The organism is Kitasatospora sp. NPDC004272, from assembly GCF_053603035.1.
In genome coordinates this window covers 21,483-44,585 of record NZ_JBSGET010000064.1, presented here as the reverse complement: position 1 = coordinate 44,585, position 23,103 = coordinate 21,483, and the positions used below count along the sequence as shown (strand labels likewise).

21 protein-coding genes and 3 pseudogenes are annotated in these 23,103 nt (G+C 76.0%); 12 read left to right on the top strand and 12 right to left on the bottom strand.

Annotated elements, in window-relative coordinates:
- The first annotated feature begins 134 nt into the window (after positions 1–134).
- Complete coding sequence (locus ACWEO5_RS20725) at positions 135–707, top strand: hemerythrin domain-containing protein (RefSeq protein ID WP_452163766.1); 573 nt, start codon at positions 135–137, stop codon at positions 705–707.
- Positions 708–717: 10 nt separating this feature from the next.
- On the opposite strand, the gene ACWEO5_RS20720 is transcribed toward ACWEO5_RS20725, so the two are convergent.
- On the bottom strand, positions 718–3,159 hold the full coding sequence (locus ACWEO5_RS20720) for a SpoIIE family protein phosphatase (protein ID WP_452163765.1): 2,442 nt from the start codon (positions 3,157–3,159) through the stop codon (positions 718–720).
- 267 nt (positions 3,160–3,426) lie between these two features.
- Here ACWEO5_RS20720 and ACWEO5_RS20715 point away from each other — a divergent pair, with 267 nt between their 5' ends.
- Positions 3,427–3,963 carry a type 1 glutamine amidotransferase domain-containing protein gene (locus ACWEO5_RS20715; RefSeq protein WP_452163769.1) on the top strand — a complete coding sequence of 179 codons (537 nt, stop codon included), beginning with the start codon at positions 3,427–3,429 and terminating at the stop codon, positions 3,961–3,963.
- Positions 3,964–4,049: 86 nt separating this feature from the next.
- Here the strand turns inward: ACWEO5_RS20715 and ACWEO5_RS20710 are convergent, their stop codons facing one another.
- The 5 genes and pseudogenes from ACWEO5_RS20710 to ACWEO5_RS20690 form a co-directional block, all read right to left on the bottom strand.
- Positions 4,050–4,850 carry a nucleotidyltransferase domain-containing protein gene (locus ACWEO5_RS20710; protein ID WP_452163764.1) on the bottom strand — a complete coding sequence of 267 codons (801 nt, stop codon included), beginning with the start codon at positions 4,848–4,850 and terminating at the stop codon, positions 4,050–4,052.
- A gap of 72 nt (positions 4,851–4,922) precedes the next feature.
- Positions 4,923–5,159, bottom strand: a complete 237-nt coding sequence (locus tag ACWEO5_RS20705; protein ID WP_452163763.1) for a DUF6296 family protein — start codon at positions 5,157–5,159, stop codon at positions 4,923–4,925.
- A 149-nt stretch (positions 5,160–5,308) separates the two neighbouring features.
- Complete coding sequence (locus tag ACWEO5_RS20700) at positions 5,309–5,971, bottom strand: HAD-IIIA family hydrolase (protein WP_452163762.1); 663 nt, start codon at positions 5,969–5,971, stop codon at positions 5,309–5,311.
- A gap of 257 nt (positions 5,972–6,228) precedes the next feature.
- Positions 6,229–6,555, bottom strand: a pseudogene (locus ACWEO5_RS20695) (STAS domain-containing protein); the annotation flags it as partial.
- Positions 6,556–6,964: 409 nt separating this feature from the next.
- Positions 6,965–7,639: a hypothetical protein gene (locus tag ACWEO5_RS20690; protein ID WP_452163761.1), complete on the bottom strand. Its 675-nt coding sequence runs from the start codon at positions 7,637–7,639 to the stop codon at positions 6,965–6,967.
- A 156-nt stretch (positions 7,640–7,795) separates the two neighbouring features.
- Here ACWEO5_RS20690 and ACWEO5_RS20685 point away from each other — a divergent pair, with 156 nt between their 5' ends.
- A complete protein-coding gene (locus ACWEO5_RS20685) occupies positions 7,796–9,553 on the top strand; it encodes a glycoside hydrolase family 15 protein (protein WP_452163760.1) in 1,758 nt (585 codons plus the stop codon).
- A 30-nt stretch (positions 9,554–9,583) separates the two neighbouring features.
- Here the strand turns inward: ACWEO5_RS20685 and ACWEO5_RS20680 are convergent, their stop codons facing one another.
- Positions 9,584–10,885, bottom strand: a complete 1,302-nt coding sequence (locus tag ACWEO5_RS20680; RefSeq protein ID WP_452163759.1) for a DUF1254 domain-containing protein — start codon at positions 10,883–10,885, stop codon at positions 9,584–9,586.
- 240 nt (positions 10,886–11,125) lie between these two features.
- Here ACWEO5_RS20680 and ACWEO5_RS20675 point away from each other — a divergent pair, with 240 nt between their 5' ends.
- From ACWEO5_RS20675 to ACWEO5_RS20660, 4 genes are all read left to right on the top strand, one after another.
- Positions 11,126–11,761 (top strand): ArsR/SmtB family transcription factor, encoded by a 636-nt coding sequence (locus ACWEO5_RS20675; protein WP_452163758.1) that lies wholly within the window; start codon positions 11,126–11,128, stop codon positions 11,759–11,761.
- 4 nt (positions 11,762–11,765) lie between these two features.
- Entirely contained in the window at positions 11,766–12,515 is a 750-nt protein-coding gene (locus ACWEO5_RS20670; RefSeq protein ID WP_452163757.1) for an SRPBCC family protein, read from the top strand.
- A gap of 44 nt (positions 12,516–12,559) precedes the next feature.
- The gene (locus ACWEO5_RS20665; protein WP_344555842.1) at positions 12,560–13,132 is read left to right on the top strand and encodes a dihydrofolate reductase family protein; all 573 of its coding nucleotides are present in this window, start codon (positions 12,560–12,562) and stop codon (positions 13,130–13,132) included.
- 164 nt (positions 13,133–13,296) lie between these two features.
- Positions 13,297–14,742, top strand: a complete 1,446-nt coding sequence (locus ACWEO5_RS20660; RefSeq protein WP_452163756.1) for an FAD-dependent monooxygenase — start codon at positions 13,297–13,299, stop codon at positions 14,740–14,742.
- Positions 14,743–14,750: 8 nt separating this feature from the next.
- Here ACWEO5_RS20660 and ACWEO5_RS20655 read toward each other — a convergent pair.
- The 3 genes from ACWEO5_RS20655 to ACWEO5_RS20645 all read right to left on the bottom strand — a co-directional run bounded on the left by ACWEO5_RS20655 (position 14,751) and on the right by ACWEO5_RS20645 (position 17,197).
- Positions 14,751–15,552 (bottom strand): IS5 family transposase gene (locus ACWEO5_RS20655; protein WP_452163755.1). Its coding sequence is split into 2 segments (ribosomal slippage): positions 14,751–15,224 and positions 15,226–15,552, totalling 801 coding nucleotides; the frame shifts between segments, so codons are not numbered across the junction.
- Between the two features lie 74 nt (positions 15,553–15,626).
- The gene (locus ACWEO5_RS20650) at positions 15,627–16,805 is read right to left on the bottom strand and encodes an amidohydrolase family protein (RefSeq protein WP_452163754.1); all 1,179 of its coding nucleotides are present in this window, start codon (positions 16,803–16,805) and stop codon (positions 15,627–15,629) included.
- Complete coding sequence (locus ACWEO5_RS20645; RefSeq protein WP_452163753.1) at positions 16,745–17,197, bottom strand: amidohydrolase family protein; 453 nt, start codon at positions 17,195–17,197, stop codon at positions 16,745–16,747. The genes ACWEO5_RS20650 and ACWEO5_RS20645 overlap by 61 nt, the downstream gene beginning before the upstream one ends.
- 202 nt (positions 17,198–17,399) lie before the next feature.
- Here ACWEO5_RS20645 and ACWEO5_RS20640 point away from each other — a divergent pair.
- A pseudogene (locus ACWEO5_RS20640) lies at positions 17,400–17,670 on the top strand (IS5/IS1182 family transposase); the annotation flags it as partial.
- An 8-nt stretch (positions 17,671–17,678) separates the two neighbouring features.
- On the opposite strand, the gene ACWEO5_RS20635 reads toward ACWEO5_RS20640, so the two are convergent.
- Positions 17,679–18,389, bottom strand: coding sequence for a type 1 glutamine amidotransferase domain-containing protein (locus ACWEO5_RS20635; protein WP_452163752.1), 711 nt, complete (start codon positions 18,387–18,389; stop codon positions 17,679–17,681).
- 217 nt (positions 18,390–18,606) lie between these two features.
- Positions 18,607–18,726, bottom strand: a complete 120-nt coding sequence (locus tag ACWEO5_RS20630) for a hypothetical protein (RefSeq protein ID WP_452163768.1) — start codon at positions 18,724–18,726, stop codon at positions 18,607–18,609.
- 199 nt (positions 18,727–18,925) lie between these two features.
- Between ACWEO5_RS20630 and ACWEO5_RS20625 the strand changes: the two are divergent.
- From ACWEO5_RS20625 to ACWEO5_RS20610, 4 genes and pseudogenes are all read left to right on the top strand, one after another.
- Positions 18,926–19,189, top strand: a pseudogene (locus ACWEO5_RS20625) (NAD-dependent epimerase); the annotation flags it as partial.
- A 305-nt stretch (positions 19,190–19,494) separates the two neighbouring features.
- Complete coding sequence (locus ACWEO5_RS20620; RefSeq protein WP_452163751.1) at positions 19,495–21,738, top strand: MFS transporter; 2,244 nt, start codon at positions 19,495–19,497, stop codon at positions 21,736–21,738.
- Between the two features lie 157 nt (positions 21,739–21,895).
- Entirely contained in the window at positions 21,896–22,333 is a 438-nt protein-coding gene (locus ACWEO5_RS20615; RefSeq protein WP_452163749.1) for a hypothetical protein, read from the top strand.
- Between the two features lie 100 nt (positions 22,334–22,433).
- A complete protein-coding gene (locus tag ACWEO5_RS20610; protein WP_452163748.1) occupies positions 22,434–23,081 on the top strand; it encodes a YoaK family protein in 648 nt (215 codons plus the stop codon).
- Positions 23,082–23,103: the final 22 nt, after the last annotated feature.

The window sequence follows — 23,103 nt, the reverse complement described above, 5'->3', positions numbered from 1 at the left end:
GGGGCCCGGGACGGCTACCCGGGCCCCGCCCCTCGGCCGCGCCCGGGCTCCCGCACCCCGCCCGGGCTCCCGCACCCCGCCGGTGTTTCCGCACCCCGCCGGTGGGCAGGCGCGCGCCGAGGAGGCGCGTGGAGATGGCCACCCGTCGCGAACCCGACCTGCTGGAGCAGCTGACGACCGATCACGAGGTGCTGCGGGTGCGTTTCAGCGAACTCGCGGGGCTGCCGCTGGGCGGCCCCCGGCGCTGCCGGCTGGCGGCGGTCACCGCCGACGCCCTGGTGCGGCACCTGACGGCCGAGGAGGAGCACCTGTACCCGCTCGCCCGGCCGGGCCACCCGCCGGGGGACGACGCGGTGGACCACGGTCTGCAGTCGCACGCCGCACTGCGGGCCCTGGTCCGGGAGCTGCGCGGGGCGGCGCCGGGCTCGGCCGAGTTCGACCGGTTGGTGGCCCGGCTGGTCGAGGCGGCGACCGGGCACTTCGGCCGGGAGGAGGCGCGGGTGTTCCCGGCGGTTCGCGAGCGGCTCGCCCCGGTGCGGCTGGCCGCCCTGGGCGCCCAGGTCCGGGCCACCGAGGCGGAGGCTTCCGCGATGCCGCTCCCGGGCCCGCTGGCCCAGGCCCCGCCGGACGAACTGGTGGCCCCGGAACTGCCCTGGCGCGAGCGGATGCACCGGCGCTTCCGCTTCGGCGACTCCAGCCGGGCGTGATCCCGGAAGGTCAGGCGTCGCGGCGGCGGACGGCGAGCAGGCAGATGTCGTCGAAGGGGTTGGGGCCGCCGAGGCGGCGCAGCAGGTGGTCGGCCAGTGCGCCCGGGTCGGGGGCGGCCCGGTAGTCGGCGCAGGCGCGCAGCAGTCGGGCGGTGCCCGCGTCGGAGCCCGCGCCGGGGCTGCGCCGTTCGACCAGGCCGTCGGTGTGCAGCAGCAGGGTGTCGCCGGGGGCGAGGTGGAGTTCGGCGGTGGGGCGGTGGGCGCCGGGGGTGACGCCGAGGACCAGGCCGGGTGGCGGGTCGAGGGTGCGGGCGGTGCCGTCGTGGATCAGGACGGGGGGCAGTTGGCCGGCCCGGGCCCAGGCGAGGTGTCCGGTGCGGGGGTCGAGCCGGGCGACGGTGACGGCGGCGATGTGGTCGGCGCGCTGGTGGCAGAGCATCCGGTCGAGCCGGTCGAGGAGCTGTCCGGGCGGGGCACCGTCGTAGGCGATCCCCCGGAGCGCGTACCGGAGTTGGGACATCACTCCGGCTGCGGGCAGGCCGTGTCCGGAGACGTCGCCGACGGCGAGCAGGACGGTGCCGTCGGGCAGGTCGAGCAGGTCGTACCAGTCGCCGCCGACCTTGCGTTCGCGTTCGGCGGGCAGGTAGCGGGCGGCGGTGTCGAGCCCGGGGACGGGGCGGCCGGCGGGGGCGCGCATCAGGGTCTGTTGGAGGGCGCGGACGGCGCGCTGCTCGTCCTCGGTGCGGCGGCGCTGGTCGGCGAGGCGGTCGCGGGTGTCGTTGAGGGCCTGTTCGGCGCGCCGCCAGGGGGTGACGTCCTGGACGACACCGCTGAGCGCGAGCAGTCGGCCGTCGTCGGCGCGGGTGGCCTCGCCGAGGGCGCGCAGGTCGCGCCGGCCGTCGGCGGCCCGGACGGCGAAGTCGGCGGTGACGGGGGTGCGGCCGTCCAGCAGGGCCCGGGCGGCGGTCCGGACGGCTTCGCGGTCGGCGGGGGCGACCGCGTCCAGGGCGGCGCGCGGGTCGAGGCCGGCGGTGCCGGTGGGGGCGCCGAAGAGTTGCGGGACGCCGTCCGAGCAGGTGATCCGGCGTTCGCCGGGGTGCCACTCCCAGGTGCCGACCCGGGCCAGCCGGGCGGTCTGGGCGAGCTGGGCGATCCGCCGGTCGCGTTCGTCGTGGGCCCGCCAGGTGAGCAGCAGGCCGTCCTGGAAGGGGGTGGCGTGCACGGTCATCGCGCTGGAGCGGGTGCTGCCCGCGACGGTCTCGACGTACCGTTCGGCCTCGCCCCGGTAGGGGATGCCGTCGGCGGCGGCGGTGCGCAGCCGGTCGAAGGTGCCGGAGGCGACCATGCCCGGGTACAGCTCGGTGAGCCGTCGGCCGCGCAGTTCGGCGGCGTCCCGTCCGGCCAGGTCGACGGTGGGCGCGTTGGCGTGCTCGACCCGCAGGTCGGTGACCTTCCCGTCCTGGTCGCGGACGGTGCGCAGCAGCAGTACCGGGTCCAGCAGGCCGTCCAGCACGGCCCGGAACCAGGGGGTGCCGGCCGGTTCCAGCGCGCCGGGGACCGCCGCGGCGGAAGCGGCGGACGGCGCGGCGGACGGCAGGGCGTCGAACAGGCGCAGCAGGGCGTCGGCGGCGAGGTCGGCGAGCGCGGCCAGGTGGGCCGTGACGGCCGGGTCGGGGGGTCGGCGGTCCGCCCAGCCGATCTTGAGCGCGCCGAGCAGCCGTCCGCCGGCGTGCAGCGGGAGGGCGCAGACGGTGCTGCCGGGCACCAGGTCCTCGCCGGTCAGGTCGGGGTAGCGGGAGGCGAACTCGCGCCGGTCGCCCACCCACACCGGCCGGTCGGTGCGGACGGCCTCGGTGAGCGGGACCCGGGTGTGCGGCGGGATGCGCTGCCACTGGCTGAGCTGGCGCGAGGTGACCCCGTGCGCGCCGACCAGGCGCAGCGCGTCGTCGGGTTCGCGCACGGCCAGGGCGAGGGCCTGGGCGCCGAGCGGCCCGAGGGCCGTCCGGTGCAGCTGTTCGGCGACCTCGTCGGGGCCGGTGGCGGTGGCGAGGGCGGCGGCGGCCAGGTGGAAGCGGGAGGCCAGCGCGCCCTCGTCCTCGCCCCCGTCCGCACCCGCTCCGCGCACCGGCTCCACCGGTGCGTCCGGTGCGTCCGGTGGTCCGGCGGCGGGCGCCGGTTCGGGCGCCGGTCCGGGCGGGGCTTCGCGGGCGGCCGGGGGCGGGGCGGCGGCGGCGACCAGGTCGGCGGCGACCAGCGCCAGCTTGCGGTTCCCGTCCTGGGAGCGGCGCACCAGTTCGTCGAAGGCCCGCTCGGGCGCGCAGCCGAGCCGCTCGACCAGGACGCCCTTGGCCTGTTCGATCACGGCCCGGGTCCGCATCGCGGTGCGCACGCCCTCCAGTTCGGTGCGCAGCCGGTCGACCGTGGCCTCCAGTTCGCCCCGCTCACAGTCCACCGCGTCCTCCACCTCCTCCGCCCGGCCTCCACCCAGCCTCCGCCCGGCTTCCACCCTATGCCGACCGTTCGCCCGATCCACACCTTTCCCACCGGTTTGCCGGGCACCGTTCGCGGCCAGACGCCCCGCACGGGGGTTCCCCCGCACGTCCGCCCGATCGAAGAACGGAGCACCGTCGTGAACGACACCCCCACCGACACCGAAACCACCGCCGACGCCACCGCCACCGCCGCCGCCGGCACCGGGCGGCCGGACGAGCTGGCCGGTCTGACCGTGGCGTTCCTGGTCGCGCCCGAGGGCACCGAGCAGGTCGAGCTGACCTCGCCCTGGCAGACCGTCCTGGACCACGGCGGCACCCCGCGCCTGGTCTCCACCGAGCTGGGCGAGATCCGGGCGTTCCACCACCTCGACCGGGCCGACCCGTTCATGGTGGACGCGGCCGTCAAGGACGTCTCGGCCGCCGACTTCGACGCCCTGGTGCTGCCCGGCGGCGTCGCCAACCCGGACTTCCTGCGCACCGACCAGCGGGCCGTGGAGTTCGTCGCCGGGTTCTTCGGCCGCGGCAAGCCCGTCGCGGTGATCTGCCACGGCCCGTGGACGCTGATCGAGGCCGACGCGGTCCGCGACCGCACCATGACCTCCTGGCCGAGCCTGCGCACCGACCTGGCCAACGCGGGCGCGCACTGGGTGGACCGCGAGGTGGTGGTCTGCACCGACGGCCCCAACACCCTGGTCTCCAGCCGGAAGCCGGACGACCTCCCGGCCTTCGACCGCGCCCTGGTCACCGCCTTCGCCACCCCCTGACGTCCGCCCGGGGCCGGGATCCGGCCGCCGCCTCCGCCTCCGCCCCGGACGGGCCGCCCGTACGGGTGACGCCCGGTCCGGGCCGGTCAGGCCCCGGCCGCCGCGGCGCTCTCCTCGACGCGGGCGCGCACCCAGCCCAGGAACTCCCGGACCCGCGGAGCGGGCAGGGGCAGCGCGGCGGCCCGGGGGAGTTCGAAGCTGCGGACCGCGGCCTCGATCAGCGGACGGAACTCCTCCTCCGCGGCGGCGACCCGCCCGGCCGCGTCGCGCTTGGCGAACCAGCGCCCGGTGCGGCACCGGACCACGGAGCGGCAGCCGTTGAGGACCCGGTTGTCGGCGAGGTGCCCCTCGCCGTCGCCGTGCTCGCGCACCGAGGCCCGGACCGCGGCGTACAGGTCGGCCGGCCGGGGCTCCGCGATCACCTCCGGCGCGGGCGGGCCGTACAGCGCGATCCCGGACTGGTGGGCCACCGAGCGGTCGATGACGTACCAGAACGACGGCCCCCCGTCCGGGCCGAAGGCCGCCCGGCCCGGCAGTTGGGCGCCGGTGTTGAGGTCCAGCAGGTAGCCGGCCTCCCCGGACGGGACCCGGGCGAAGTCGGCCGCGTAGCAGACCAGTTCCAGCCCCGCCGCCGGGCACGGCAGCCGCCGGTGGTCGAGGACCTCGGCCAGCTCGCGCAGCACCCCGTCCGGGGGCGGGCCCTCCAGGACGACCGTGACGTCGACGTCGCTGCGGCCGTGCCGGTAGTCGCCCAGCGCGAGGGACCCGACCGCGACCACCGCGGTCAGCCGGGAGCCGCACACCGCGCGCGTGCGGTGCACGAGCTCCGTCAGGTAGGGCCGCACTTCGGCGGGAACGGCGCGGAACGGCTCGGTCTCGGTACCCATCCGGCCAGTGTGGAGCCGCCGGGAAGGATCCGGAAGCCGGTCCCCGGCCCGGCGGCCCCGGCGCGTCCGCCCTCAGGCGGCGGCCAGCGGGTAGGCGTACCCGTAGGGGTGCCCGAGGCCGGGCGGGTACGGCGCCAGGAAGCAGGCCACCGTGCCGTGCACCGTCACCCGCAGCCCGTCCGCCCCCACGTACACGGCCAGGCCCTCCTCCGTGGTCTCCGAGGAGCGGTACACCACCACCATCAGCTGCGGCGCGTGCGCCCCCGGCCGCCCGGGAACGGCGATCCGGTAACCGTGCGGCCCGTCCATGACACCCACCTGACCCTGCTCCTCCATGACCCGCCCGGCCCACGGCCGCGGGCCCGCGCCCCGCGCATACCCCCGGGGCGTTGCCCCAACCCCCGCCCCACCGCCCTCCGGCCGCCCGCCCCGGCCGGGAGCGGTCCCCCGCTCACCCCTCAGCGCACCGCCCCGCCCGCGACCACCAGCCGCACCGCCCCACCCAGGTCCGCCGCCCGGCGGTGCCCCGCCGCGCTGATCTCCCCGGGGCGGGTGACCGCGGTGGGGACGAGCAGGCCGTGCGCCCCGGCCTCGGCGGCGGCGACCAGGCCGGCGGCGGTGCCGCCGATGACGGTGGTGCGGGCCGGTCGCACCCGCAGCGCCCGGGTCGCGGCGAGGACCAGTCCGGGGGCCGGCGCGCGGCAGCCGCAGCGCTCGGCCGGGCCGTGCGGGCAGAGCGCCCAGGCGTCGAACGGGCCGAACAGTTCCTCGATCCGGTGCTGGACGATCTCGACCCGACGCCGGGTCAGGACCCCCCGGGCGATCCCGGGTTGCTCGGTGAGCACCCCCAACCGGACGCCGAGCTCCCGCAGTTCGTCGACCGCCCGGCGGGCGCCGGGCCGGGGGTAGACCCGGCCGGGGTCGCCGTTGTACGCGATGTCCTCGATCAGCACGGCGTCCCGGTCGAACAGCACCGCCACCCCGCCGTCCCCGTCCCCGGCCGCCCGACGCCCGCCCGCGTCCCGCACCACCACCCACGGTGCGGACGGTCGCTGCCCACCGCCCCCCGAGCACCGGTCGGCGGTGGGCAGCGGTTCCAGGTACTCCGGCGTGAACTCCATACCCAGCGGCTGACCAGGGCCGCGCGTCTCAAACCCCGCCCCCGCGGGCCTCTCCCCGGCAGGACCCGGCTCCCGGCCGCCGCGCGGTGGCGGACGGAGTCCGGGCCCTCGCGGGCCCCGATCGGTCCACCCCGTGCCGAGCGCCTCCCCGGGGCCCCCGCCGGAAACCGACGCCCCGAACCCCGCCCGCGCACAGGGCTCCTGGCAGCGTGGCGGCCGGTCGGCCACCACCGGACGGGGTCGCCCACCTGGAACACCCGGTCCGTCTCGGTGATCCGCAGCAGCCGCACCAGCTGGCCGCTCGGCGCGCCGGGCCGGAACGCGACGCCCGCCGCGAGGGCCGCCCGCCGGGCCCTGATCAGCCCGTCGAGGCCGGAGGAGGAGCAGGAGCCCAGCCGCGAGCGGTCCACCACGAGGACGTGCGGCGCCGGTCTGCCGCCGATCTCCCCGCGCAGGGCCCGGGCGAGTTGCGGGGCGGTGTCCGTGTCGGCCTCGCCGGTGACCTCGACGATCCGGCCGCCGGGCGGCCCCTCGGCTCGGCCGTTGCCCGCCTGCGCGACCACGTCCTGGGCAGCGCGGAGCATCCGCCGACCGGGCTGCTCGTCTCGACCGCCGCCCGGCAGCTCGCCGCCCCGGCCCCGGCCGCCCTCCCGCACACCTGCCCGCACCAACGGCACCGCCCGCACCCGCGCCGACCACCGCGACGCCACGCCCGCCACCCTGCGCCGGGCCCTGGCCCGGACCGACGCCCACGCCGACCAGGACGGCACGCCCGCCGACATCGCCCGCGCCGCGTACGTCACCCCGCGCGCGCTGCAGTCCGCGTTCCGCCGCCACCTCGACGCCACCCCGCCGGCCCACCTGGACGCCGCCCGCTACCGCACCGCTTCCGGCACCCTGCGCCGCCCGCCCGCTGACGGCACCGGCCCTCGACGCCCCGCGAAGCCCCGCGCACCGCCGGGCACCGTCACCGGTGCTTCCCCCGACGGGCCGTCACTCCCCCTCCTCCCGCACCGCCGCCTCCTCCGCCGACGCCCCGGGGCGGTCGTCCGCCCGCTCCGGCTGCTCCTCCCAGACCTCCGGCTGCTCCGCCGCCAGCTTGTCCTCCAGCGGTTCGCCGAGCGCCTGCTCCTCCCCCGTCACCCCGAACGCCTCGGCCGCGACCGGCCGGTCCCCCGGCACCGACGGGCGCTGCGGGTCGGCGGCGCGGTCGGCGGTGGGCGAGCCGTCCGCGAGGTTCGGGAGCCCCTCGTCCCGCGGGTCCGCGCCCGGGTCGGCGGGGCGGGCCCGTTCGGGGTCGAGCGCGGCGGGGGCGTCCTCCACCGCGTCGGGGCGCACCGGGCGGGACGGGGCGCGCGGCGGGCCCGGCGGGTCGAGCTCCCGGGTCACCCCTCTCCCGCCGTCCCCGTCCCCGCCGTCACCGCCGTCCCCGTCACCGTCGCCGTGCCCGCCGTCCGTCTCGTCCGGCTGGACGCCCGGCACCGGCCCCTCGGCGATCTCGGGCTGCTGCTCGTCGCTGCCCGCCACGTTCGGCGTGCCGCCCTTGCCGATCGGTGCGGGCTCGCGTCCGGGACCGTCGCCCGCCGGGCCGGGTTCGTCCCGCCGTCCCTGGTCCGCGGGGCCGATCGCCCCGCCCATGTCGTGCAGCGGACGTTCCTGCCGTCCCATCGCCGTCTCCTCGCGTCGTTCCGCCGCCGGCCCGGGGGCCGGCGCGTGCGCCGGGCGTCTGCCCGGCGCCCGGGGCCGGAAACGGACCGGAGGTTTCCGGCGGCGCCGGAGCGGACAGCCGCAACCGCGAGAGCCGCCCGACTCCCGGAGGCCGCCGTGCCCGTCGCGTCCCGTCCCTGCGCCCCGCCCGCCCCGCACCCGCTGCGCGACTACGCCCTGCTCGCCGACGGCCGCCGCGGCGCGCTGCTCGACCCGGACGGCGTGCTCGGCTGGCTGTGCGCGCCGCGCTGGGACAGCGACGCGGTGCTGTCCTCGCTGATCGGCGGCCCGGGCTGGTTCGGCCTGACCCCGACGGGGACGTACGTGCCGGGCGGCCGGTACGAGGACGGCGGGCTGGTGCACCGCAGCCGCTGGGTCACCCGGGGCGGGGTGGTGGAGTGCCGGGAGGCCCTGGCCCGTCCGGCCGAGCCGCACCGGACGGTGCTGCTGCGCCGCGTGCTGGCCGTGGACGGCCCGACCGAGCTCGACGTCTCCCTGCACCTGGCCGCCGGTTTCGGCACCGCGCCCGCCACCGCCCCGGAGCGGGACGCCGCGGGCCGCTGGACGCTGCGCACCGGCCCGCTGCACGCCCGGCTGACCGGTCTGCCGGAGGCCCGGCCGGAGCGCTGCGGCGGGCTGCACGCGGTGCTGCGGGTGGCGCCGGGCGCCTCGTACGACCTGGTGCTGGAGCTCGCCGACCGTCCGCTCCGCGAGGCCCCGCCGGATCCGGACCGCGCCTGGGCGGCCACCGGGGCGGCCTGGGCCGCGGACGTCCCGCCCCTGGACGAACTGGCCGGCCTGCCCGGCCGCCGGGACGCCCGGCACGCCCACGCCGTCCTCGCCGGCCTGACCGGCCCGGACGGCGGCACCGTCGCCGCGGCCACCACCAGCCTGCCCGAACGCGCCGAACAGGGCCGCAACTACGACTACCGGTACGTGTGGATCCGCGACCAGGCGTACATCGGCCAGGCCGTCGCGGCCCGCGGACCGCACCCGCTGCTGGCCGGCTCGGCCCGCTTCGTCACCGCCCGGCTGCTCACCGACGGGCCGCGGCTGGCCCCCGCGTACACCGTCGACGGCGGACCCGTCCCCGACCTGCGCAGGCTCGAACTCCCGGGCTACCCGGGCGGGTTCGACGTGGCCGGGAACCGGGTGAACCGGCAGTTCCAGCTCGACGGGTTCGGCGAGAGCCTGCTCCTGCTGGCCGCCGCCGCCCGGAACGACCAGCTGGACGCCGACGGGCACCGGGCCGCCCGGGTCGCCGTCGAGGCGATCGCCGCCCGGTACCGCGAACCCGACAGCGGCATCTGGGAGATCCACCCCGACCACTGGACCCACAGCCGCCTCACCTGCGCGGCCGGCCTGCGCGCCGCGGCCGACGCCCTGCGCCGCCCCGACTGGCTGCCCCTCGCCGAACGCCTCACCGCCGCCGCCCTCACCGACTCCCTGCACTCCGGCGGACGCTGGCAGCGCTCCCCGACCGACCCCGCCGTGGACGCCGCCCTGCTGCTCCCCGCCCTGCGCGGCGCCGTCCCGCCCCGGGCCCGCCCCAGCCGGGCCACCCTCGCGGCCGTCCTGGCCGACCTCGCCGACGACCACCACTGCTACCGCTTCCGGCACGCCCCCGGCCCGCTGGCCGAGGCCGAGGGCGCCTTCCTGCTCTGCGGCTTCCTGGTCTCCCTCTCCCACCTCGCCCAGGGGAACCTCCCCGAGGCCCTCCGCTGGTACGAGCGCAACCGCGCCGCCTGCGGCCCGCCCGGCCTCTACGCCGAGGAGTACGACATCGCCCAGCGCCAGCTCCGCGGCAACCTGCCGCAGGCGTTCGTCCACGCCCTCCTGCTGGAGACCGCCACCCGGCTGGCCCCGGCCCTGTGAACCGGCCCTGGGCCCGGCGGCGGGCGGCGGTCAGCCGGTCCGGCGGACGGCGGGCGGGGCCCAGCGCCCGTCGAGGGCCTCCGGCCGGGGCGCGTACAGGCGCAGGGTGAGGCCGAGCGGGCCGTTCGGCGCGGGCAGCCAGTTCGACCGCCGTTCCGGGCCGGGGTCCCGGTGCGAGACCAGGATGTCGAGCGAGCCGTCCGGGTTGTACGCGAGCGGGTCGCGGTCGCCCAGGGCGAAGCGGTCGAGCGCGTTGGCGACCTGGAAGCCCGCGGCGTCGTACATCGTCACCGACCAGAACGCGTTGACGGGCGGCAGGCCGTCCGCCGGGAAGTGCAGCAGGTAGTCGTGCTCGCCGGTGACGCGGGCCCCGTCCGCGTCGAGGGCCAGGACGGGGTAGATCGCGTCCTCCGGCGGGTTGGCGCCCAGCCCGATCGCGGTGACGGCGGCCCGCTTGAAGTAGGCGTTGCCGTAGACGCCCATCGTCTCGGCGGTGACCCGCCAGCCGTTGACGGCCGTGCCGATGACGGCGGGGGACGCCAGGATCGCCTCCCGGGCGGCCCGGGCTCCCGCCTCCAGCTCGGCCAGTTCGGCGTCGGAGAACCGCCCGGGGTCGAACTCCCGGCCGGGGACGACGCCCAGGTGGGCGATGCGTGCCAGGACGGCGAAGTCGGTGGGGTGCGGCGGATTGACGGCCAGCGCCCGGGCGGCCCGGGTGAAGAACTCGACGGCGCCGAACCCGTTGACGGTGTCCAGCGGCGGGGTGGTCACGTCCGCCGCCGGGTCGGCCGGGTGCTCGACCGGTTCGAGGGCCCGTACCGTCAGGCCGTCCTGGACCTCCCGGACCTTCTCGTAGTCGGCCGGGCCGTTGGTCTGGATCCGTCCGATCACCCACGCGTACGGGGTGGGCGAGCGCAGCACCCGCACCCCGGCCGGGAGTTCGCCCCGGTGGTCGGGGCCGACCACCAGGTGGTCCTGGTCGCCGGAGCCGGTGGTGCGCGGGCCGAGGGTGGCGAACACGTCGGTCCACATGTCCAGCAGCGGCACCATGAAGTACCGGCCGCCGGTGTCCGACACGTGCAGTTCCACCGGGCCGTTCGTCAGGTCCAGCCAGGCGGACGAGTACAGGGTGTCGAAGTTCGGCCGCACCACCGAGCGGAACTCCGCCGAGGGGAACTCCCGCAGGTGGTGGAACTCGTTGGGCGGCCCGAAGGCCGGTTTGATCCCGTTGGGCACGGACACCGCCTGCCGCCGGGTGACGTCCATGGTCACCAGCGGGTACAGGTACACGTACGCCTCGTGGGCGAGCGTCCGCAGATCGTCCGACATCATGCTCGCGTGCTCCTCGCATTCGGACCGGCCCCCGAACGGACGCTTCCCGCCCCGTCCGCCCCCCGCAAGGCCGATCGCCCGAACGGGTGACCCCCGCCCGCCCCTCCCCCGGCGCCCGCCCGCCCCTCCCCCGGCGCCCGTCCGGCCCTCCCCGGTACCCGTCCGCGCCGCGCCGCACCACGCCGCGCCGACAAACTTTTCCTCCTTGACAAGAAAATTTGTCGGCAGGATCCTGGAGGGGTGCTGGACGTAGCCGTGATCGAAGAACCCGCCGCCGCCGAAGCCTCGCTGGACCCGATGCGGGCCCGCCTGCTGGCGGCCCTGGCCGAGCCGGGCTCGGCCGCCATGCTGGCCGCCCGGCTGGGGCTGCCCCGGCAGAAGGTGAACTACCACCTGAAGGAGCTGGAGCGGCACGGCCTGGTGGAGCTGGCCGAGGAGCGCCGCAAGGGGAGCGTGACGGAGCGGGTGTACCGGGCGACGGCCGCCTCGTACGTGATCTCGCCGGCCGCCCTCGCGGCGGTCAGTCCGGATCCGGCCCGCTCGCCCGACCAGCTCTCGGCGCGCTGGCTGCTGGCCCTCGGCGCCCGGCTGGTGCAGGAGGTCGGCTCGCTGCTGACCGGCGCGGCCCGGGCCCGGCAGCGGGTGGCCTCGTTCGGGATCGACGCCCGGGTGCGGTTCGCCTCGGCGGCCGACCGGGCGGCTTTCGCCGAGGAGCTCTCGCAGGCGGTCACCGCCCTGGTGGGCCGCTACCACGACGAGTCCGCCCCGCAGGGCCGCGACCACCGACTGGTGGTCGGCCTGCACCAGATCCCGGCCGCCCCGACCACCGACGCGCCCGCCCCGACCACCGACCCGGCCGCCCCGCAGGAGGACTGACACCGTGCCGCACCCCTTCGAGCTGGAATTCGAACTGACCCTGCCGGCCGATCCCGAGCAGGTCTGGGCGGCGATCGCCACCGGCCCGGGCATCGACTCCTGGTTCATGGGCCGCAACGAGGTCGACCCCCGGGTCGGCGGCGCGGCCTCGATGGAGACCGGCGGCCACCGGGAGACCTCGACGGTCACCGCGTACGAGCCGGGCAAGCGCTTCGCCACCCGCACCGAGCCGGGCGGGGACGGCCGGTTCATGGCCTTCGAGTACCTGGTCGAGGGCCGCGACGGCGGCAGCACCGTGCTCCGGGTGGTGCACAGCGGCGTGCTCGGCGACGACTGGGCGGACGAGTACGACGCGCTGCGTCGCGGCTGGCCGTTCCACCTGCACACACTGCGCGAGTACCTGACGCACTTCGCGGGCCGCACCGCCGTCCCGGTGTTCGCCGTGCGGCCGACCGCCGGCCTCCCGACCGCCGGGGTCCGCGCCGCGCTGACCGCCGCGCTCGCCCTCCCGGCCGACCCGCCGGCCGGCACCCGGGTCCGCGCCGATCTGCCCGGACTGCCGCCGCTGGACGGCGAGTTGGTCTGGTCGGACGAGGAGCGCTTCGAGGTCCGCACCGCCGACGGCCTGTACGCCTTCCTGCACCCGCCGGGCGTGCTGCTGCTCTTCCACCACCTGTTCGCCGAACCGGCCCCGGCCGCCGCGGCGGCCGAGTCCGCCTGGCAGCACTGGCTCTCCGCCCTGCCCGCCCGCTGACCCCCGACCCGTTTCCCCCTTCGCAGCAGAACGAGGTACCACCGATGCGCACCCTGATCAGCACCGCCTTCGTCTCCCTGGACGGCGTGATGGAGGCCCCCGGCGGCGAGCCGGGCTACCGCAACGCCGGCTGGACGTTCAAGGACATCGACTTCGTCCCGGAGGCGTTCGAGATCAAGGGCCGGGAGCAGGAGGAGGCCGGGGCGGTGCTGCTGGGCCGGGTCAGCTACCAGGCGTTCAGCCCGGTGTGGCCGGGGATGGCGGAGTTCGCCCGCTACAAGGAGCTGCCGAAGTACGTGGTGTCGACCACCCTCGGCGAGGACGAGCTGGTCTCCGACTGGGGGCCGACCGCGATCCTCCGCTCGGTGGACGAGGTGGCCGCCCTGAAGGAGACCGACGGCGGCCCGATCGTCCTGCACGGCAGCGCCCGCCTGAACCACGCCCTGTCCGACGCGGGCCTGGTCGACCGCTACCACCTGCTGGTCTTCCCGCTGCTGCTGGGTGCGGGGCGGCGGCTGTTCAGCGACACCGACAAGGACGTGCAGAAGCTCGAACTGGTCGAGTTCGCGGCGTACTCCAACGGCGTGCAGAAGAACGTCTTCGACGTGGTCCGCTGAGCCCCGCCCCGGAGGCCCCGCCCCGCCACTTCCAAGGTACCGCGCGCCGGGGGCCTTGCCGCAAGGCCCGGTCGATGGCCCAGAATGTCCGGCTGGTGACGGGATGGCGGAGAGAAGTCCGCAAGCTGACGGAAAATCACTTGTCGGACGTTTTCGGAGGGTTGATGATCGACGTGCTGGTGGTCGGCGGCGGGCCGACCGGGTTGATGCTGGCCTGCGAGTTGCGGCTGCACGGGGTGGAGGTGGTGGTCCTTGAGCGGCTGACGGCACCGACCGGGGAGTCCCGGGGGCAGGGGTTGCACGCGCGCAGTGTGGAGGTGATGGATCAGCGCGGCTTGTTGGAGCGGTTCCGGGCGGTGAGCGAGGAGTTCCGGGTCGGCGGGCTGTTCGCGGGCGAGGCGCGCGCGTGGCCGGAGGGGATGGACACGGCGCACCCGTACGGGCTGGCGACGCCGCAGCCGGTGACGGAGCGGCTGCTGTGGGAGCGGGCCGAGGAGCTGGGCGCGGAGCTGCGGCGCGGCTGCGAACTGGTGGGCCTGGCGCAGGACGAGGAGGGGGTGGAGGCCGAACTGGCGGACGGCTCGCGGTTGCGCGCGCGCTGGCTGGTGGGGTGCGACGGCGGGCGCAGCACGGTGCGCCGGCTGGCGGGCGTGGCGTTCCCGGGCGAGCCGGCGACGGTGCAGACGCTGCTGGGGCAGATGGCGGCGGCGGAGGATCCGGAGCGGATCGCCGAGGTGGTGGCCGAGGTGCGGCGCACGCAGCTGCGGTTCGGGCTGCACCACGAGGGCGGCGGGGTGTACCGGGTGATCGTTCCGGCGGAGGGCGTCTCGGAGGACCGCGCGGCGCCGACGCTGGAGGAGTTCCGGGCCCGGCTGCGCGCGGTGGCGGGCACGGACTTCGGGGTGCACTCGCCGCGCTGGCTGTCCCGGTTCGGGGACGCGACGCGGCAGGCGGAGCGGTACCGGGCGGGCCGGGTCCTGCTGGCGGGGGACGCGGCGCACGTCCATCCGCCGACGGGCGGCCAGGGGTTGAACCTGGGCGTGCAGGACGCGTTCAACCTGGGCTGGAAGCTGGCCGCCGAGGTGGCCGGCTGGGCCCCGCCGGGCCTGCTGGACAGCTACCACGCGGAGCGGCACCCGGTGGGCGCGGCGGTGATCGCGCACACCCGGGCGCAGATGACGCTGCTGGGCACGGCGCCGGGCGCGGTGGCGCTGCGCGGGGTGTTCGCCCGCTTGATGGACTTCCCGGACGTCAACCGGTACATCACGGGCGTGATCTCGGGGGTGGACGTCCGCTACGACTTCGGCCCGGGCCCGGCCCTGCTGGGCCGTCGGCTGCGGGACGTCCGACTGGTCGACGCCCCGGCGCCGGCGGACCGGCTGTACGGGCGGATGCACGCGGGGCGGGGCGTGCTGCTGGACCGGTCGGGGCTGCTGTCGGCGGTCGGCCGGGAGGACCGGGTGGACGTGCTGGTGGACGGCTGCCCGGAGCTGGGGGCGGCGGCGGTGCTGCTGCGTCCGGACGGGCACGTGGCCTGGGTCGGTGAGGAGCCGGGGGCCGGGGAGGGGTTGCCGGAGGCCCTGGCGCGCTGGTTCGGCCCGGCGACTTAATGATCATTTCAGAATGAGGTTCGGAGCTTCCTCGGGCAGATGATGCTGCAGGCGAGTTGAAGCAGGCCCAGGTGGAGGTCGGTTTGTATCTCGTGGCGGATCCGCAGGCGCTCGAACTGGTGCAGCCGGGCGAAGGTCCTCTCGACCACCCGACGGCTGTTGCCGAGTCCGGAGCCGTGGGCGACGCCGCGGCGGGCGATCTGGGGGGTGATGCCGCAGCGCCGGAGGATGCGGCGGTACTTGTCGTAGCCGCGGTCGGCGAAGAGCCTGCGCGGCCGGTGTCGTGGCCGTCCGCCCAGGCCCCGGATGCGCGGTATCGCGTCCAGCAGCGGCAGCAACTGGGTGACGTGGTGGCGGTTTCCGCCGGTGAGCGTGATGGCGAGCGGGGTACCGTGCCGGTCGACGATCAGGTGGTGTTTGCTGCCCGGCCGGCCCCGGTCGACCGGCGAAGGTCCGGTGTGAGCCCCCCTTGAGGGCCCTGACGTGCGAGCCGTCGATCCCCGCATCGTCCATCTCCAGCAGGCCCGCCGACCGCAGTTCGGTCAGGAGCGCGGTGTGCAGGCGGGGCCGCACGCCGGCCTCGGTCCAGTCGCGCAGTCGGCGCCAGGCGGCGACTCCGGAGCAGCCGATGGTGGCGGTGGGGACGTCGCGCCAGGCGATGCCGGCCCGCAGGACGTAGATGACGCCGGCGAGGGCCGCCCTGTCCGGAACGCGGAGTCTTCCGGGGTGGCGGTGGCGTCGTTCGGGAGCGGGTGGCAGCAGTGGCGCCGCCCGCTCCCACAGGTCGTCCGGGACAAGGTCAGCACGCACCCGGGTACCCGACCGACCGAGATCGCCGAGGGCAAGTACTGCGGTTCGGCTCGTTCTGTGGCGGTGGCGGCCGGTTACACCGATGCCTCCGGCGCCGTGGGGCGGCGGATCGGGCGGCCGGGGCGCGCCTCCAGGACCTCCTTGCCGTCCTGGATGACGGGGGTGCCGTTCACGATCACGTGCCGGAAGCCGGTGGAGCGTTGCGCGGGCTCGGTGAAGGTGGCGTTGTCCCGCACGGTGGCGAGGTCGAACACGACGATGTCCGCGTCCGCGCCGACCTGGATGCGGCCCTTGCTGCGCATCTGGGGCACGGCCTTCTCCAGGATCTGCGCGGGGATGAGGCTCGTCTTGCGGATCGCCTCGACCAGCGTCAGCTTGGGCTCGGTGCGCTCGGGGCCGCCGCGGGCCCAGCGGGCGAGGAAGCGGGCGTAGCAGCCGGCCGAACGCGGGTGGGCGAAGGCGTCCTCGGGCAGCGGCCAGGCGTCGCCCTCGATGATCGTGCCGTCCTTGCGTGCCCACGGCATCGCGTCGGAGGCGATCGCGGCCCCGGGGTGCAGGACGGAGAGGTCGAGCATCTCGGCGTCCTCGGCGTTGTCGTCGGGGTGCAGGAAGTGCATCACGATGACGGCGCCGGGGTCCTCCTTCTGCAGTTCGTCGATCCTTTCCTGGGTCAGGGGTTCGCCGTTGTACTCCATCGCGGAGGCGTCGTCCACGCCCCAGCGTGCGAGCCAGTCGTTCTTGAAGACCTCGGCGCCCACGGTGCTGGAGCACGCGCCGTAGGGGTAGGCCTCGACGGTGATCGGCAGACCGCGTTCCTGGGCTTCGGTGACGAGTTCCACGCAGGCCTTGATGTCCCGGCCGGCGACGCTGTTGAGGTGGCAGATGTGCATGTGCGCGCCGGTCGCCGCGGCGAGGGAGATGAGTTCGCCGAGTCCTTCGAAGCCGCTGTCCGGCTCCTGGACGGAGAGGTAGCGGATGTGGGTGAAGGTCGGCACCCCGTGCCTGGCGGCGAGCTGGGCGAGTGCGTGGTACTCCTTGCGGCCGTAGCCGGGCGCGTAGCCGCCGTTGATGCCGATGCCCAGGGCGCCCTGCTCCAGCCCTTCCTCGACGCCGGCGATGATGCGCTTCACCTCCTCCTCGTCGGCCAGGCTCTGTTGCCAGCCGTTGCGCTCGAACGCCTTCTGGAACCAGGTCAGTTCGGCCTTGGGGGCGCCAAGTCCTTCTCCTTCTCCGCGATGCGCGCGTACGTCCACGCGGCGGAGGCGCCGTAGTTGATCGGGCGGCCCTCGGCGGCCACCTTGTCGTAGAAGTTCGCGATCGGCAGGAGTCCCGACTCCAGTTCGAGCGCGGTGGTCACCCCGTCGAAGGCCTGCATCCACGCGGCGGGCAGCTGCTGGCCGTGGGCGTGGAGGTCGATGAACCCGGGAGCGACGACCAGGCCCGTGGCGTCGATCACCGTCCCGCCCTCCAGAGGCTCGGGCGAGATCGCCGCGATCCGGTCCCCCGTGATCCCCACGTGGAGGATGCCGTCGACCTCCCTCTCCGGATCCACCACGCGCCCCCCGGCGAGCACGACATCGTACGGACCGGGCTCGTTCGGCTGCTGGGGGCGCTCCGCGCGGATCTCTTGCGGGTTCTCGGTCATCAGTACATCCCTGGTCGCCGTAGTGGTTCGCATGCAGGGAGATCCTGACAGTCCATCAATTGACCGGACTCGGGGCGAGGCCGGGATTCACCCGATAGGCGGAGCCCGACGCAGCCGGCACACGCCCTCCGCCGTCCGGACGTCCTCATCGTCCTCGGCTGGCTCGCGCACTGATCAGCAGCCCTCGACTGGGCGGGCTTCGCTGGTGAAGCCCGTGGAGCGGCTGGCGCCGGATGAGTCGTGGGAGCTGTTCCAGTGGGTGGTGCCGACTGCGTCGGTACGTCCGCAGGGCGGCGGTCGCCGGCGGCACGGGGGTGGAGCAAGGCTCGGGTGTGGGCCGAGCTCCATCGGGTGCTCCTGGACGAACTCGGCAGCCGCGGTGAGCTGGACCGGTCCCGCTGCGCGGTCGGCTCGGTCAACATGCGCGCCCTGGAAAGGGGGAGCTGACGGGTCAGGATCCCATGGAGGACGGCGTCTCGACTCAGCCGCGCCCTTTGGACGCGCTGCCCTCGAGGGCCTGGACGACCTTCTTCGCGGTGGCCTTGGCCGAGCCAGGATTCTGGCCGGTGACGAGGTTGCCGTCGGTGACGACGTAGGGGACGAACGGCAGTGCCGCCTTCTCGTAGAGCGCGCCGCGCTGCTTGGCCTTCTCCTCGGCGTTGTAGGGGACCAGTTTGTCGACACGGGCGAGGACTTCCTCGGTCCAGGCGAACCCCGTCATCTTGCGGCCGGCGATGAGGTAGGAGCCGTCGGACAGCCGGGTGTCGAGCAGGCCGCAGTAGCCGTGGCAGACCGAGGAGACGATGCCACCGCGCTCGTGGATCTCGCGGGTGATGCGCTGCAGGCCCTCGCTGTCGGGGAAGTCGTACATCACCGCGTGGCCGCCGGTGAAGTAGACCGCGTCGTACTCGGAGGGGTCGATCCGGTCCGGGCTAGCCGTGTTCTCTAGCAGTGCCGTCTTCCCGGGGTCGGCACGCCAGGCTTTGGCGGTCTTGTCGTAGTTCGGGAACTTCAGGGCGCGCGGCTCGAGGGGCACCGCGCCGCCGGCCGGGCTGACGAGTGTCTGCTCGTAGCCGTGTTCCTCGAAGACGTGCCAGGCGTGCGTGAGCTCGGAGAGCCACAGGCCCGTGGCGTGGGACGGGTCGTCGTAGTGGCCGACGTTGGTGACGACGTGGAGGACGCGCTTGGTCATGACTGATCTTCCTTCGTGCGGGCCGGGACGGCGAGGTGTCGCTCCGTCGCAGTGCAGGGCATGTGCGGGCCGGACGGCACGGATCAGGAGCCGACCGACGTGATGACCAGGAAGGCGCTGCGCACCCGGTCGGCGACCTCCTCCTCCGATATGGCTTGCAGCTTGCCGTCGAGGTGCAGGCAGGCCAGCCCGTGGGCGAGCCCCCACCCTGCCGACGTCAGCGCCGAGGCGTCCGCGTCGGGAAGACGTGATCCAGCGCGTCGGCCAGCAGCGTGTGCAGGGCGTCGGCGGCCTCGACCCGCTCGTCGGCGGCGTCGTCGCACGGCTTGCCGAACATCACGCCGAACAGGGCCGGGCGCCGCAGCGCGAAGGCGACGTAGGCGACGTAGGCGACGGCGAACTCGGCCAGGTCCGGGGCGGAGGCGGGCAGGCCGCGCCCGCTGCCCAGGTCGGCCAGCAGGTTGCGGAAACCCTCGACGGCCAGCGCGGACTCAAGGGCGTCGCGGTCCTTGAAGTGCCGGTACGGTGCGGTCGGCGACACCGCCTACCGCACCGTCGGCCTCCCCCCTGGACTCGCAGCCGTGGGAGCGGCAGTTCCCCGTCCTCATGCGCAACGTCATCGATGCCTGCGCCGACCACGGAACGAAGCCCGTCTCCTTCGACAACACCTACGCGCATCCCGGAACAGCTGCCCCCGGACCGAGTCGACGGCATTCGCACCGGGCGGACGCAGAGGACGGGTCCGCGCACAGATCGCCACCATGCTGCTCGATGCCATGCGGGCCGGACGGGTCGACGCGTGGACCTGACGCGGTCCAGTTCGTCGCGTCTCCTCGAAGTCCGCGGCCGGGGCCCCGCAGCGGCGAGGCGCACTTCTCCTCGCGCGTGGACCCGTCAGTCGTGCAGGTGTCCGAGAAGCAATTCATCCCGTCGCGGATGAGGTGGCGGGCGCTGTTCACCCGGGCGCCCCCGGACCGGGGTTTCTGTCCCTTTCGTCCACTTTCACCCGGTTCGACCTGGCACAGTGGGGTGGTCCTTCCGCTCGCCGAACAGAACGAGGTCCCCGATGGCCGCGACCCCCACGGCCTCCCCCGCGCCCGTGCCCGTGAGCGCTCCGTCCGTGCTGGGGCGGGTGGGGGTCGGGCGGTCGGTGTGGGTGCTGCTGGCGGCGGCCGCGGTGTTCTACGTGGTGTCGCCGGTGCTGCAGGGCGCGGCGCTGCCCGCGGTGCGGGCCCGGTTCGGGCTGGGCCCGCAGCAGGTGGTGGGGATGAAGGTGGGCGGCGGCGCGCTGATGGTGCTGTCGCTGTTCGCGGCGGGCCGGGCGGGCGACGCCTGGGGGCGGCGCCGGGTGCTGGTCCAGTCGCTGGGGGTGCTGGCGGCGGGGCTGGTGGTGGAGACGGCGGCGTTCTCCGGCTGGTCGTACCTGCTGGGCCGGTCGGTGGTGATCGTCGGGGTGTCGGCGTCCTTCGCCGGCTGCCTGGCCTCGGTGGCGGCGCTGAATCCGCCGGGCCGGATGCGGGAGGCGCTGGGCGGCTGGCTGGCGGTGATGTCGGTGGCGTTCTTCGTCGCGGCGAACCTGGTCCCGCGGGCCCCGTCGATGCCGGGCCTGCGGGTGAGCGCGGGCCTGGGCGCGCTGATCGCGGTGGGCCTGTTGCTGCTGGCGCGGCGGCGGCTGCCGGAGGCGGGCGATCCGCCGGTGCCGCTGGACCGGCCGTTCCTGCTGGCGCTGGCGGTGGCGCTGGCCGCGGCGGTGACGGCGCTGCAGGTCGGCCCGGTGTGGGGGTGGGCGGATCCGCGGACGGTGTCGCTGCTGGCGCTGCTGCCGCTGGCGGCGGCGCTGGCGGGGCGGCGCTGGCGGCGGCGCTTCTTCTCGGTGCCGCCGCGGATCACCTCGATGGCGCTGGCCACCGGCGTCGCGGTGGGCTTCACCCAGCTCGCGCTGCTGCTGGCGCTGCCGGTGCTGGCGGCGGCGTCCGGCCTCGGGGTGTGGCTGACGGCGCTGATGGTCTCGGCGTACGGGGCGGGCGGGGCGGCGGGCTGCCTGCTGGTGCGGGGCCGACGGATCTCGCCGGTGACGGGCTGCACGCTGGGGCTGCCGCTGGCGGTGGTCGGGCTGTCGCTGTGCCACGCGCTGCCGACGCGGGCGGTCACCGGCATGGTGCTGGGCACGCTGGCGGCGCTGCTGACGGGCGTGGGCGTGATGATGGCGCAGGTGCCGCAGATGGCGTGGTTCCTGTCGGCGCTGCCGCGCGGGCGGCTGGGGACGGCGGCGGCGTTCCACCCGGTGTCGGTGCTGCTGGGGACGGCGGCGGCGCAGGCGCTGCCGTACACCTCGGCGGTGAGCGCGGGGCCCAGCGGGCGGCAGGCGGAGAACCTGCTGTGGGTGGCGGCGGCGGTGGTCGCGGCGGGTGCGCTGGTCGCGGGGCTGCCGGTGGTGGTGCTGGGGGTGGTGGGGGCGGCGGCCGGGGAGTGGCTGCTGATGCGGACGCTGGCCGGTCCGGAGCTGGCGCAGCGGCCGCTGGCGCAGGGGGCGGCGCTGGCGGTGGGGGTGGTGACGGGGCTGGCGCTGTGGGGGCGGCGCCAGCGCAGCGACCGGCTGGCGGCGAGCCTGGCCAGCGAGGCGGCCCTGCAGGAGGCGGTGCTGCACCCGGTCCCGGAATGCCTGGGCGGTCTGCGGTTGGCGTCCCGGTACCAGCCGGCCACGGCGGGGACGGGCATCGGCGGGGACTTCCTGGAGGCGGTGCAGACCCCGCACGGGACGCGGGTGCTGATCGGGGACGTCCGGGGCAAGGGCCTGCAGGCGGTGCAGACGGTGACGGACCTGCTGGGGTGCTTCCGCTCGCAGGCGCACGAGACGGCGGACCTGGGCGAGCTGGCGGCCCGGCTGGACCGGCACACGGCGCGCAGCGCGGCGGCCCGTGGCGACCAGGAGCTGTTCGCGACGGCGCTGCTGCTGCAGCACCGGGCGCCGGACGGCCACGTGGAGGTGGTGAACTGCGGGCACCTGGCGCCGCTGGCGCTGGACGCGGCGGGGGTGCGCGAGGTGCCGGCGCCGGCCCTGCTGCCGCTGGGCTTCGGCGGGCTGGGCGGGGACGCGCCGGAGCCCCGGCGGGTGCCGCTGCCCGCCGGGGAGGTGCTGCTGCTGTACACGGACGGGCTGACCGAGGCGCGCAACGCCTCCCGGGAGTTCTACCCGGCGGCGGAACGGCTGTCGGCGGCGTTCGGTCCGCCGGCCCCCGCAGGCCGGGTCGGCCCGGCGGAGGTGCTGCTGTTCCTGGAGCGGGACGTGCGCGACTGGAGCCACCACCTGGCCGACGACATCGCGCTGATCGCGCTGACCCCGGAGTGAGGCCCGCCGACCGGTCCTCCGCCGCCGGGAATCACCCCTGGGAGTTAATTGATCACCGAACGCGGCGGAACCCGGTAAGCGGGGCGGGCCGGGCGACTCCTCTCCTGCGAACCGGCCGAGAACCGGCCGCGACCGCACCAGAAGGAGACCCGGTCCCATGACCGTCGTTCCGCTCGACCCCGCCTCGCCCGCCTCGCACGCCGTCGGCATCGACTTCGACCAGACCCTGGTCGCCCACCACGACGGCTGGCAGGACGGCCGGATCTACGGCGCGCCCGTCCCGGGGGCGATCGAGTCCCTGCACGCGCTGAAGCGGGTCCGCTCGGTGTTCATCATGACCGCCCGCCCCCGCCGCTTCCACCCCGCCGTGGCGGGCTGGCTGCGCGAGCACTCCGGCCTGGAGACGCTGGTCGACGAGGACCCGGAGCGCGCCTACTGGCAGGGCGACTGCCTGCTGGTGACCAACAAGAAGCTGGGCGCCGCCGTCTACATCGACGACCGCGCCATCCGCTTCACCGGCGACTGGGGCTCCGCCCTCACCCAGGCCCGCCACGCCATCGGCCTCCCGGCCGCCCCGGCCCGCCACTGCTGCTGACCGCCGGCCCCGCCGCGCCCGGCCCCGCCGGATCCGCCGCCCCCGCGGCGGGTCCGGCACACTGCTGAGCAGCCGTCGAGCGCCGTCCGGGAGGAGCACCGTGAGCAGGAGCGAGGCCGTCGGGGCGGACGCCGGGGACGGCGATCCGCTGGCGCTGGCGCTGTTCGGGCTGACCGTGGTGAGCGGGCTGATCGACGCCGTCAGCTACCTCGGGCTCGGGCACGTCTTCGCCGCCAACATGACCGGCAACGTGGTCGTGATCGGCTTCGGCCTGGCCGGTGCGCCCGGCTTCTCCGTCCTCGGCTCGACCACCGCGCTGGCGGCGTTCCTGCTCGGCGCGGCGCTGGCCGGGCGGCTGACCGCGGGGCGGCTGCGGCCCGCGCTGGCCGCGGAGTGCGTGCTGCACCTCGCGGCGGCGGCCGTGGTGTTCGCCGCCGGCACCGGCGGGGCGGTCCAGTACGGGGTGATCGCGCTGCTGGCGCTGGCGATGGGCCTGCGCAACGCGACGGTGCGCAGCCTCGGCGTGCCGGACCTGACCACCACCGTGCTGACCATGACGCTCACCGGCCTGGCCGCCGAGCCGCGTTCGCCCCGGCGGCGGCGCCGGGTGCTGGCCGCCCTGACCATGCTCGCCGGGGTCGTCCCCGGCGCGGTGCTGGTGCTGCACGGGCAGGGCGGCTGGGCGCTGGTCGCGGCGGGCGCGCTGACGGCCGCCACCGGGGTGCTCCTCCGGGGGCGGCCGTCCTGAGCGGGTCGTCCTGAGCGGGTCG

Coding starts and splice junctions, on each gene's coding strand:
- ACWEO5_RS20725 (WP_452163766.1), top strand. CDS start 135: ATGGCCACCCGTCGCGAACCCGACCTGCTGGAGCAGCTGACGACCGAT.
- ACWEO5_RS20710 (WP_452163764.1), bottom strand. CDS start 4,850: ATGGGTACCGAGACCGAGCCGTTCCGCGCCGTTCCCGCCGAAGTGCGG.
- ACWEO5_RS20705 (WP_452163763.1), bottom strand. CDS start 5,159: ATGGACGGGCCGCACGGTTACCGGATCGCCGTTCCCGGGCGGCCGGGG.
- ACWEO5_RS20700 (WP_452163762.1), bottom strand. CDS start 5,971: ATGGAGTTCACGCCGGAGTACCTGGAACCGCTGCCCACCGCCGACCGG.
- ACWEO5_RS20690 (WP_452163761.1), bottom strand. CDS start 7,639: ATGGGACGGCAGGAACGTCCGCTGCACGACATGGGCGGGGCGATCGGC.
- ACWEO5_RS20680 (WP_452163759.1), bottom strand. CDS start 10,885: ATGATGTCGGACGATCTGCGGACGCTCGCCCACGAGGCGTACGTGTAC.
- ACWEO5_RS20665 (WP_344555842.1), top strand. CDS start 12,560: ATGCGCACCCTGATCAGCACCGCCTTCGTCTCCCTGGACGGCGTGATG.
- ACWEO5_RS20660 (WP_452163756.1), top strand. CDS start 13,297: ATGATCGACGTGCTGGTGGTCGGCGGCGGGCCGACCGGGTTGATGCTG.
- ACWEO5_RS20645 (WP_452163753.1), bottom strand. CDS start 17,197: ATGACCGAGAACCCGCAAGAGATCCGCGCGGAGCGCCCCCAGCAGCCG.
- ACWEO5_RS20635 (WP_452163752.1), bottom strand. CDS start 18,389: ATGACCAAGCGCGTCCTCCACGTCGTCACCAACGTCGGCCACTACGAC.
- ACWEO5_RS20630 (WP_452163768.1), bottom strand. CDS start 18,726: ATGTTCGGCAAGCCGTGCGACGACGCCGCCGACGAGCGGGTCGAGGCC.
- ACWEO5_RS20615 (WP_452163749.1), top strand. CDS start 21,896: ATGACCGTCGTTCCGCTCGACCCCGCCTCGCCCGCCTCGCACGCCGTC.